Consider the following 9643-nt stretch of genomic DNA (forward strand, 5'->3'; position numbering starts at 1 on the left):
CCCCCTCGACCAAACCACCCTAGCAATCGATGGCGTTGCCTACCCCCTGCGCCCCCACCTCGGGTTCTACACCCAGCCGCTATCCTTCATCGGTCTGCCGGTGATTTCCGTACCCATTCACCGTCCTGGTCAGCTGCCGGTCGGCATTCAGCTGGCTGCCGCCCCCTATCGGGAAGCGAGCCTATTCCGGGTCGCCGCCTGGCTTGAGGCCCGGGGCCATGTTGGCTGTCAGTAGTTTGAGAGCTTTACAGGGCAGAGGGGCTGACGAGCAGGTTCCACGTCTGCCCGCCAGTCCTAGGGCACCGGCCCAGTATGGCTCAAACCCCGGTTTCTTGGTCGCTGCGCTAACGGCATGACCGGCATTCTGGCCGAGCAACCGGGTTTCTGTACCGACGTTCTAGGAATCTGTAAACTTGAGCCGATGGCGAAAGTTCACCACCGATTCCACCATGCCCAGAGCAATAAAGTTGGTCAGCAGCGCCGCTCGCCCGTAGCTGAGCCAGGGCAGGGGGATGCCCGTGATGGGGGCCAGGCCGATGGTCATGCCAATATTGATCGTCACCTGAAACACAATCATCGACAGCACGCCAATCACCAGCAGCGAGCCGAAGTCATCCTTGGCATTTTGGGCAATGATCACCAGGCGAAAGCATAGCAACCAGTAGACGGCAATCACCACCATTGCTCCCACAAAACCCCACTCTTCCCCCACCGCCGAAAAAATGAAGTCGGTATGCTGCTCAGGAATAAAGTTGAGTTGAGTTTGCGATCCTTGGCCCAGCCCTTGGCCCCAGAGCTTGCCCGCCCCGATTGCAATCCGCGACTGAATCAGGTGATACCCCCCGCCCAGCGGGTCTTTGTCAGGGTCGAGAAAAAGCACTAGGCGGTCTTTTTGGTAGTCTTGCAGCAACCCCCAAACGATGTCGCCCAGCTTACCCGACACCAGGTTTATGGCCGTGGCCGTGGCCGTACTAAACCAGCGCCAGGGCAACGTAAACCAGGCAATCAGCCCCATCGCCAGGCTCCACCCGAGCCAGCCGGGTAGCACCAGGTGAAATAAAATAGCGGCCACCAAGGGCGACACAAACAGCACTAGCCAGCCGGGGTTGCAGTTAGCCCAGTAGAGCATGCCGAGGGTAATGGCTCCAAACACCAGTGAGGTGCCCAAGTCTGGCTGCAAAAACACCAAGATCCAGGGCGGCACAATCACTGCCAGAATTCTGGCTACCCCCCATAAACTGGAGGCATCGCGGCGGCTGAGCATGGCCGCCAGCATAATAATGATGCTGAGCTTGGCAAACTCCGAGGGCTGCACATAAAATCCGCCTACACTGAGCCAGCTCTGGGCACCGCCCCCCACCGTGCCCACAAACATGACGGCGACCAAGAGCAAATTGACGGCGGCATAGATAATCCACTGCCAGTTGAGCAAGTTTTCGTAGCGAATGCGGGAGATCCACAGGGCCAGTACTAAGCCAATTAAGCCTAAAATTGCGTGGTTGAGACCGTAGGCTACGGTGTGAGTGTTGATCTGGGTGCTGTTAATGACGATCGCGCCAAAGCTCGTCAGGGCCACTGGCAGCGCCAGCAGCACCCAATCCAGCCCTTGCCACCCAGCCGCTATCAAGCGCCACTGCTTTTGCATGTCGTTAACGAACATGGCTCACCTCCTAGGACGCCAGGGCTGCCATCGAGACCTTAGCGGCCACCTGTTCAGCCATGGCCCGCAGTGCTTTGGCCGACTCAGAGTCGGGATGCTGCACCACGATGGGAATACCCGCATCGCCGCCCTCGCGCACCGCCATCTCCAGGGGAATGCAGCCCAGCACCGGCAGGCCCAATTCGGCCGCTAGGGTTTTGCCGCCGCCCGAGCCAAAAATGTCGTAGCGCTTCTCCGGCGCATCGGGGGGAATAAACACGCTCATGTTTTCAACAATGCCCAGCACCGGCACCTGGAGCTGCTGAAACATCTTTAGGCCCCGGCGGGCGTCGGAAATGGCCACCGACTGAGGCGTAGATACAATCACCGCTCCGGCCATGGGCACCGCCTGGGCCAGGGTGAGCTGGGCATCGCCGGTACCGGGCGGCAGATCGACCACTAGATAGTCCAGCTCACCCCACTCCACCTGGTAGAGAAACTGGCGAATAATGCCGTTAAGCATGGGGCCACGCCAGATCACGGGCTGGTCGCGATCGATTAAAAACCCCATCGACACCATTTTGACGCCGTGGTTAAAGGTGGGCTCGAGCACCTCGCCCTGCTTGACCACCACCTGGGCATCGGTGAGGCCCATCATGATCGGGGCGTTGGGGCCGTAGATGTCGGCGTCGATCAGGCCCACCGCCGCCCCGGCTTGGGCCAGGGAAACCGCCAGGTTGACGGCCACGGTGCTCTTACCCACGCCGCCTTTGCCGCTAGAGACCGCAATGATATTTTTGACGCCGTTGATGCCGGTGCGATCGGGCAGGGATTTTTGCTGGGGCGTTTCGGCGGTCACCTCAACGTTGACAGCCCCAACCCCTGGCAGGGTGCGCACGGCCTTTTCGCAGTCTTCGACGATGAATTCCCGCAGGGGGCAGGCTGGAGTCGTCAGCACCAGGGTGAAGCTGACGTCGCCATCGGCGATCGCCACATTGCGAATCATATTGAGTTCCACCAGGCTTTTTTGCAGCTCTGGGTCTTGTACCGGGCGCAGTACTTCCAGCACGGAGTCAGAATCTAACGTTAAAGTCATGGGGCTGAGAATAGGTTGGCTAGGACAGCCACCGCAAAAGGTCATCGGGTTATCCAACCATCTTAAGGGGCGCTGACCCGATCCAGCACATCTGCCTAAGGTTCACTACTAGCCTTGAGTTCGCTCGCGATCGCTCAATCGCTGGAGTCTGCGATCGCCAGTCTCAGCCCCAGCCCCACAAACAGACTGCCCGTGATCCAGCGCTGCAAGGCGACCACTCGCGGATGGCGGCGCAGGTTTTGCCCAGCGGTGGCGACCATGGCCGCAATTAGCGCCAGCCACAGGCTAGAAGCCGCCGCCACAATCACTCCTAACCGCAAGGTCTGTAGGGCCATAGGGCCAGCAGCAGGGTCGATGAACTGAGGAATAAAGGCGAGGAAAAACAGTGCCGCCTTAGGGTTGAGCAGATTGGTGAGAATAGCCTGTAAGAAGATTTTCACCAGACCAGCGCGGGGAGCCGCGGGTAAGACGCTCCAGCCGTCGTCGGCTGACCAGACAATAATGCTGTCAGCTCGTTCCAAGCATGAAATAGACGAATTGATGAGTTCTCGCTCTTGACGCGGGATTTCAACATGGGAGAGAACGTTGCCTTGATCGACAAAAACAAGAACATAGACATCATCACGACTCTCGATCCCAGTTTTGCCCTCAACGTCCCAATCGAATCCGAGCGTCGAGCTTGCGTTCTCATTTGTGGAGTATGGGCTCAGAACACACAGGCGCTCCCAATTGGGTGGGCCAATATCGGCAAGATCAATGGTTTCAACCGGTGACTCTAACTTGGCCATGAGGATATTGCGAGTCTTGGTAGCTGCCCGATCGCAGCCCGCAAGACACACCACGACGGCCAGGATTGCGATCAGCTTTTCCATGGCTTGGATTTAGAGAGAATGCCTTATTGGCGGGTTTATTTCCCAATCAGCCACAGTCTCCAACGGCCAACGTCATGACTGGGCTCACTAACAGACTACCAGGCCTGAAAGCCAGAGTTAGGCCCACTGAGGGATGCCGGATGTTCGGCGGCTTCGGCTAGGGCAGAGGCCACTCGGGCCGCATAGGGACGTAGCAGCGACCAGGCCAAAGGCGACAGCCAGCCCCGCAGGGTCACTGAGTAAGAAATTTGAGTGCCCCGCACCGTCGATTTGAGCTGATAGGTCACCCGCTCTTCTAGACCAGGAATGGGCAGCACTCGCACACTGATCAGTTCATGGGGCTGCACCCGTTCTACAAAAATCTTCACCGGCACCGGGCAGAGGCGGGTAAAGGCTCGGTAGATCAGCCCGGGCTTGGGCTTTAGCCCTAGAGGCGCGTTGGTGCTGGTCAGTAGCGGATGCCAGGAGACATCGGTCAGATCCATAATCAGCTGCCAGAGGGTGTCTACCGAAGCGGTGCTCACCGTCAGGTAGGACTTTTCGAGCTGCCGCTGCACCTGCACCCAGTGGTGAATGAGCCGCATCAGGGTGATAAACGGACGCGGAAATGACCAGGTTCTAAACATGGCAATATCCTCTGTTGCTAGCCGCCCCGGGCTGCGATCGGAGGTGATGGCAGAGGAACGGGGGGAACAAGACGGTCATGGCAATGGCGTTGGGGAACTGCTGGGTCACCCCAGGCAATTAGCTACATTTCTAAACATTTTTCTCAACCTGGGAGATGTGTGGGGTGTTGGGTATGGTTTCACGGTAGCGTAGGGAGGCTGGGCCTTCGCCCGTTATCCCTAGGCGAAAATGTCCATGGTGTGGATTGCTCTCCCGTAGGCTAAAACCATTCCACAGTGTGACATATTCATCCCGGTGCCGATATAACAATTGTTTTCCAGATTCTTCCAACGCCCATGACCACCTCCCCTGTATCTAAGCCCGCTACCACCGCACCTCCGGCCGAGTCGCGCGATCGCATCAGCAGTATGCTCAAGCAGCTGCAAGACAGCATCTGTCAACAGCTAGAGATGCTTGACGGCGGGGCCCAGTTTCAACAAGACGCTTGGGAACGACCCGAGGGCGGTGGCGGGCGGTCTCGGGTGATTAAGCAGGGCAAAATTTTTGAGCAGGGCGGCGTCAATTTCTCAGAGGTGTGGGGCGACCACCTGCCACCGTCGATCTTGGTGCAGCGGCCAGAGGCGGCCGGCCATCGGTTTTATGCCACTGGCACCTCCATGGTGCTGCACCCCCGCAACCCCTACGTGCCCACGGTACACCTCAACTACCGCTATTTTGAGGCCGGGCCGGTGTGGTGGTTTGGCGGTGGCATCGACCTCACCCCGTACTATCCCTTCGATGAGGATGTGGTGCATTTTCACCAGACGCTTAAAGCCACCTGCGATCGCCATCATCCCCACTACTACTCGGTGTTTAAGCCCTGGTGCGACGAGTACTTTTACCTCAAACACCGGGGTGAAACGCGCGGGGTCGGCGGCATTTTCTTTGACTACCAAGATGGCCAGGGCCTGCTGTATCGGGGCCCTGATGCGGGTAAATCTGCTGACCAAGCCAGTCAGACCATTGGCGAGTTGCCCCCCCGCAACTGGGAGGATCTGTTCAACTTCGCCCGCGACTGCGGCAATGCGTTCTTACCTGCCTACGTACCCATTGTGGAGCGCCGCAGTGGCCTAGAGTACAGCGACCATCAGCGACAGTTTCAGCTCTATCGCCGGGGTCGCTACGTGGAGTTCAACCTGGTGTACGACCGGGGGACTATTTTTGGGCTCCAAACCAACGGGCGCACCGAGTCGATTTTGATGTCGCTACCGCCCCTGGTGCGCTGGGAATATGGCTACACTCCCAGCCCCGATAGCCCTGAAACGCGCCTGTACGACGTATTTCTTAAGCCCCAAGACTGGGTCAACTGGACGGGCGATCCGGTGGCTTAGATGGGTGCCAAGCTCTACGGTGCTTATGGGTCAAGGCTTTCGACGATTGCCAAGGGTTGTTTTGCGCAGGTTATCCTGGCTGTTTAGCTCGTTATTTTTCTTAAAAAAACCCCAAATCCACATAAATTAAAGCTTTTGGCGATCCACTTTTCGAGGGTTGCCCTTAGAATGGGGCAGTGAAATTCTGGATTGACAGGGGTTTCAGCCATTCTGGCTACTGTCAGCTGGTCGCTATTCCCCCCACGCTCTATTTCCCATAGGAGACAGATATGAACAAAGCTGAACTCGTTGATAAGGTGGCTGAGAAGGCCTCTGCTGGCGATAAAGCCATGACCAAAAAAGATGTGGATTCGGTAATTACCGCCACTATTGATGCCATCATGGAAGCCGTTGCATCGGGCGAAAAGGTCACCCTGGTAGGGTTTGGCTCTTTTGAACGCCGTGAGCGTAAAGAGCGCGAAGGCCGCAACCCCAAAACCGGCGACACCATGGTAATTCCGGCAACTAAGGTGCCCGCATTCTCCGCTGGTAAGCTGTTCAAAGAAAAGGTGGGGCCAAAGTAACTACTCCCTTGAGCCAGCTATCGTCTACTCACACGCCTTTAATTCGACCGATTCACGGGGGAAATCTAGCCTGGGCGGCTGCGATCGCTGGCTGTTCCCCCGATTCTCTTTTAGACTTCTCGGCCAGCATTAGCCCGCTCGGGCCGCCTGGCACTGTGGTGCAGGCGATGGCCACAGCACTGGAGCAGCTGAGCCACTATCCCGACCCCCAGTACACCGCCCTGCGCCGGGCGCTGGCCGACCATCACCGGGTTGCTATCGACTGGGTGCTGCCGGGTAACGGGGCCGCCGAATTGCTCACCTGGGCGGCTCGGGATGTGGCCGCAGACGTCGCCGCAACCGGTGCCCTGGGGGGGTGCTACCTCTTGACCCCTGCCTTTGGCGACTATAGCCGTGCCTTCAATGCCGTTGGCGTGCCCCTTTACCCTTGGCCGCTGCCCCTAGCCCAGCCGACCAACCCCTTTTTAGGCTTAGCAGAGGCCTGGCCTGCGCCTGAAGGAGCCAGCCTGCTCGTCAACAATCCCCACAATCCGACGGGGGCGCTCTTTTCCATAGACTGGCTAGAGCCGCTGCTGGAGCGCTTTGCCACGGTCATTGTGGATGAGGCCTTTATGGATTTTGTGCCGCCCGATCGCCAGCAGTCTTTGATTGGGCATCTCGATCGCTATCCCAATTTGGTGATTCTGCGATCGCTGACCAAGTTTTATACGCTGCCGGGTCTGCGCATCGGCTATGCCCTGGGACACCCCGATCGGCTCGCTCGCTGGCAGCGTTGGCGCGACCCCTGGCCAGTTAATGTTTTGGCGGCGGCGGCGGCGATCGCGGCGGTACAAGACACTGAGTTTCAAACCCGCACCTGGCGGTGGCTTCCCCCGGCTCGTCAGGCCCTATTTGACGGGCTGCGCCAGATGCCAGGGCTATCGCCCCTGGCCGGAGCTGCCAACTATCTTCTAGTCAAAACCAATCGCTCGGCGACGGCCCTGCAGGCGCATTTACTGCGCCGCGATCGCGTGCTGATTCGTGACTGTTTAAGTTTTGCAGAATTGGGCGACGGTTATTTTCGGGTGGCCGTGCGCGGGTCGTCCGAAAATGAGCGCTTGTTAACAGCTTTAACTCAAGCGATGGAGGTATGATGCCTCAAATATCGAAATTGGGCACAGGGGTCGATCTCGATATCTCTGAGATATCTCACCCCTGGGACCGAAGGACTCAACTCGCCAAGCCTGATGCTCTGGCCGCTGCTACCCAGATGTTCTTTTTGATCTGCCACCTATGACTGTCACTGCGCCCTCTCCGTTGCACCTAGAGTCGCCCCCAGAACTCAAGGTGATGAATATGACCAAGCGGTTTGGCACGCTGGTTGCCCTAAATGATGTCACACTCACCCTTACACCCGGCACCTTCCATGGTCTGCTGGGTGAAAATGGGGCCGGTAAGAGCACCCTGGTGAAGTGCATCATGGGGTTCTACGCCCCTACCGCCGGTGAAATTCTGGTCAACGATCAGCGGCATCCGATCAAAAGCCCCAAGGATGCCCACGGGTGTGGCATTGGCATGGTGTATCAGCACTTTACCTCGGTGCCCGCCATGACCGTGGCCGAAAATCTGGTACTCAGCCGCTACGACACCGCCCAAACCATCAACTGGAAGCAAGAATACGCGGCGCTGAACGATTTCATGGCGCGATCGCCCTTTCAGATCGCTCTAGATATGCCGGTCGGGCAGCTGGCGGCGGGGCAAAAGCAAAAGCTCGAAATTCTCAAACAGCTCTACTTAAAGAGCCGTATTCTCATTCTCGACGAGCCCACCTCGGTGCTCACCCCCGATGAGGCCGATGAAGTGCTGGGGCTGCTGCGGCAGGAGGTCAAGGCTGGGCACCTCAGCGTGCTGCTGATCACCCACAAGTTTCGTGAGGTGACCGCCTTTACCGACGAGGTCACGGTGCTGCGCAAGGGTCACTTGGCGGGCAATGGGGCCGTGGCCGACCTCACCGTGGCCGACATGGCCCGGATGATGCTGGGGGCCGATCGCACCACTAAAGCCGTCGATAAGACTGCCTTTGCCACAGGCAAGCCAGTGCTGGCGGTGAGCGGTCTGACTGCACTCAAAGACAACGGTTTGCCTGCCTTTGGGCCCCTCGAACTGACCGTCAGCAGTGGCGAAATCGTTGGCATTGCCGGCGTCTCGGGCAACGGCCAGCGAGAGCTGGTGGAAGTGCTGGCGGGCCAGCGATCGCTGGCCACTGGCCAGGTTTGTATCAATGGCGAGCCCTACCGAGCTACCCGTAGCGAAATGGTGCGCCACGGCGTTTTTGCCCTGCCCGAAGAACCCCTGCGCAACGCCTGTGTCCCCACCATGTCGGTGGCCGAGAATATGGCCCTGCGCACCTTTGATCGCCCCCCCCAGGCTCGCGGTCGCCTATGGCTGATGCTCAGGGCTATTCGCGAGGCCGCCCAGGGATTGATCGCGGCCTTCTCGGTTAAAACGCCATCTCCCGAAACCCCGATTCAAAACCTGTCGGGGGGCAATGTACAGCGAGCCGTGCTGGCGCGGGAGTTATCTTCCCCCGACATTAACCTGCTGATGGCCGCCAACCCCTGCTTTGGCCTCGATTTTCAGGCTGTCGATCAGATTCACAACGCCATTGTCGAAGCCCGCAACCGAGGGGTCGCAGTGTTGCTGGTGAGCGAAGACCTCGATGAGCTACTGGCCCTCAGCGATCGCATTATTGTCATCAGCGACGGCCATTTTACCTACGAGAGTAGCGTCGAGCAGGCCAACCTTACCGACATTGGCCACAAAATGGCGGGCCACTAGTCTAATAAGGGGGTTCTCCCCTCGCTGTAGGTGCTAGCAACCGGGTAAACTACAAATCTAGTCCGTAACTACACCCAGCTAGGTGTAGTACTTCTATAACGACACATGCGAGTTAGACCATGGGTGCACCGTTAGCGCATCGTATTCCAGGTATTGCCGATGCCCACTGCCTGGAGCTAGTGCGAGAGTATTGTCAACTGGCTACCTGCCCTAGTCTCAGCGATGCCGAAAGTCAGCGTATGGACGAGTTGCTGGCCCAGGCTGAGACCGACGGCCGCCTCGACTTCTGGATTAACGAAGCTGACCACTTTATCGATCACGCCATTGGGTTGGGCAACGCGACTCGGGTCTACGCCTCGGTCAACGAAAATCTTAAGTCCCGGCTGCGGGAAATGCTCGATCTCACCCATGCTGCCAGCCCCAGCGACGACGCTCTTGAGCTACTGCAAGAGCTTGACGAAAGCCTGGCTGAAGGTACTCGCCAAGTGCAACAGCGACTAGCCCAGCGAGGCTATGACCCCGGCCCCGTAGATGGGGTAGCCGGGCCTAAAACCCAGCGTGCCCTGCGGCAGTTTCAAAGCTCCCACCAGGTAGAGGGCTAGTACTCCACGGCGCAAGTTTAGATACTATTCCTTAGGGCTAGGGGGGCTAGGGGGGCT

10 protein-coding genes and 1 pseudogene are annotated in these 9643 nt (G+C 58.3%); 7 read left to right on the plus strand and 4 right to left on the minus strand.

What is annotated here, in order from left to right; all coding sequences use genetic code 11:
* A pseudogene (locus tag IQ254_RS26855) lies at positions 1-235 on the plus strand (AtzE family amidohydrolase); the annotation flags it as partial.
* 162 nt (positions 236-397) lie between these two features.
* Here the strand turns inward: IQ254_RS26855 and rodA are convergent.
* The 4 genes from rodA to IQ254_RS26875 all read right to left on the minus strand — a co-directional run bounded on the left by rodA (position 398) and on the right by IQ254_RS26875 (position 4191).
* Entirely contained in the window at positions 398-1660 is a 1263-nt protein-coding gene (gene rodA / locus IQ254_RS26860; RefSeq protein ID WP_193969223.1) for a rod shape-determining protein RodA, read from the minus strand.
* A 10-nt stretch (positions 1661-1670) separates the two neighbouring features.
* Positions 1671-2735, minus strand: coding sequence for an Mrp/NBP35 family ATP-binding protein (locus tag IQ254_RS26865; RefSeq protein WP_193969224.1), 1065 nt, complete (start codon positions 2733-2735; stop codon positions 1671-1673).
* A gap of 134 nt (positions 2736-2869) precedes the next feature.
* Positions 2870-3607 carry a LysE family translocator gene (locus tag IQ254_RS26870; RefSeq protein WP_228041134.1) on the minus strand — a complete coding sequence of 246 codons (738 nt, stop codon included), beginning with the start codon at positions 3605-3607 and terminating at the stop codon, positions 2870-2872.
* Positions 3608-3702: 95 nt separating this feature from the next.
* Positions 3703-4191, minus strand: a complete 489-nt coding sequence (locus IQ254_RS26875; protein WP_193969232.1) for an SRPBCC family protein — start codon at positions 4189-4191, stop codon at positions 3703-3705.
* A gap of 40 nt (positions 4192-4231) precedes the next feature.
* Here IQ254_RS26875 and IQ254_RS26880 point away from each other — a divergent pair, with 40 nt between their 5' ends.
* The 6 genes from IQ254_RS26880 (at position 4232) to IQ254_RS26905 (ending at position 9586) form a co-directional block, all read left to right on the plus strand.
* On the plus strand, positions 4232-4426 hold the full coding sequence (locus tag IQ254_RS26880) for a hypothetical protein (RefSeq protein ID WP_193969225.1): 195 nt from the start codon (positions 4232-4234) through the stop codon (positions 4424-4426).
* 143 nt (positions 4427-4569) lie between these two features.
* Entirely contained in the window at positions 4570-5604 is a 1035-nt protein-coding gene (gene hemF, locus IQ254_RS26885; RefSeq protein WP_193969226.1) for an oxygen-dependent coproporphyrinogen oxidase, read from the plus strand.
* Between the two features lie 269 nt (positions 5605-5873).
* The gene (locus tag IQ254_RS26890; protein ID WP_193969227.1) at positions 5874-6167 is read left to right on the plus strand and encodes an HU family DNA-binding protein; all 294 of its coding nucleotides are present in this window, start codon (positions 5874-5876) and stop codon (positions 6165-6167) included.
* Positions 6168-6175: 8 nt separating this feature from the next.
* The gene (gene cobD / locus IQ254_RS26895; protein WP_193969228.1) at positions 6176-7300 is read left to right on the plus strand and encodes a threonine-phosphate decarboxylase CobD; all 1125 of its coding nucleotides are present in this window, start codon (positions 6176-6178) and stop codon (positions 7298-7300) included.
* A gap of 139 nt (positions 7301-7439) precedes the next feature.
* A complete protein-coding gene (locus tag IQ254_RS26900; protein WP_193969229.1) occupies positions 7440-8984 on the plus strand; it encodes an ABC transporter ATP-binding protein in 1545 nt (514 codons plus the stop codon).
* A gap of 119 nt (positions 8985-9103) precedes the next feature.
* The gene (locus IQ254_RS26905) at positions 9104-9586 is read left to right on the plus strand and encodes a peptidoglycan-binding protein (RefSeq protein ID WP_193969230.1); all 483 of its coding nucleotides are present in this window, start codon (positions 9104-9106) and stop codon (positions 9584-9586) included.
* The last annotated feature ends 57 nt before the right edge of the window (positions 9587-9643 follow it).

Origin of the sequence: Nodosilinea sp. LEGE 07088, assembly GCF_015207395.1 — a bacterium.
GTDB lineage: Bacteria > Cyanobacteriota > Cyanobacteriia > Phormidesmidales > Phormidesmidaceae > Nodosilinea.

Excerpts from the sequence above, each read along its gene's own strand:
- rodA (WP_193969223.1), bottom strand. The coding sequence starts at position 1,660 with ATGTTCGTTAACGACATGCAAAAGCAGTGGCGCTTGATAGCGGCTGGG.
- IQ254_RS26865 (WP_193969224.1), bottom strand. The coding sequence starts at position 2,735 with ATGACTTTAACGTTAGATTCTGACTCCGTGCTGGAAGTACTGCGCCCG.
- IQ254_RS26870 (WP_228041134.1), bottom strand. The coding sequence starts at position 3,607 with ATGGAAAAGCTGATCGCAATCCTGGCCGTCGTGGTGTGTCTTGCGGGC.
- IQ254_RS26875 (WP_193969232.1), bottom strand. The coding sequence starts at position 4,191 with ATGCGGCTCATTCACCACTGGGTGCAGGTGCAGCGGCAGCTCGAAAAG.
- IQ254_RS26880 (WP_193969225.1), top strand. The coding sequence starts at position 4,232 with ATGGCAATATCCTCTGTTGCTAGCCGCCCCGGGCTGCGATCGGAGGTG.
- hemF (WP_193969226.1), top strand. The coding sequence starts at position 4,570 with ATGACCACCTCCCCTGTATCTAAGCCCGCTACCACCGCACCTCCGGCC.
- IQ254_RS26890 (WP_193969227.1), top strand. The coding sequence starts at position 5,874 with ATGAACAAAGCTGAACTCGTTGATAAGGTGGCTGAGAAGGCCTCTGCT.
- IQ254_RS26900 (WP_193969229.1), top strand. The coding sequence starts at position 7,440 with ATGACTGTCACTGCGCCCTCTCCGTTGCACCTAGAGTCGCCCCCAGAA.
- IQ254_RS26905 (WP_193969230.1), top strand. The coding sequence starts at position 9,104 with ATGGGTGCACCGTTAGCGCATCGTATTCCAGGTATTGCCGATGCCCAC.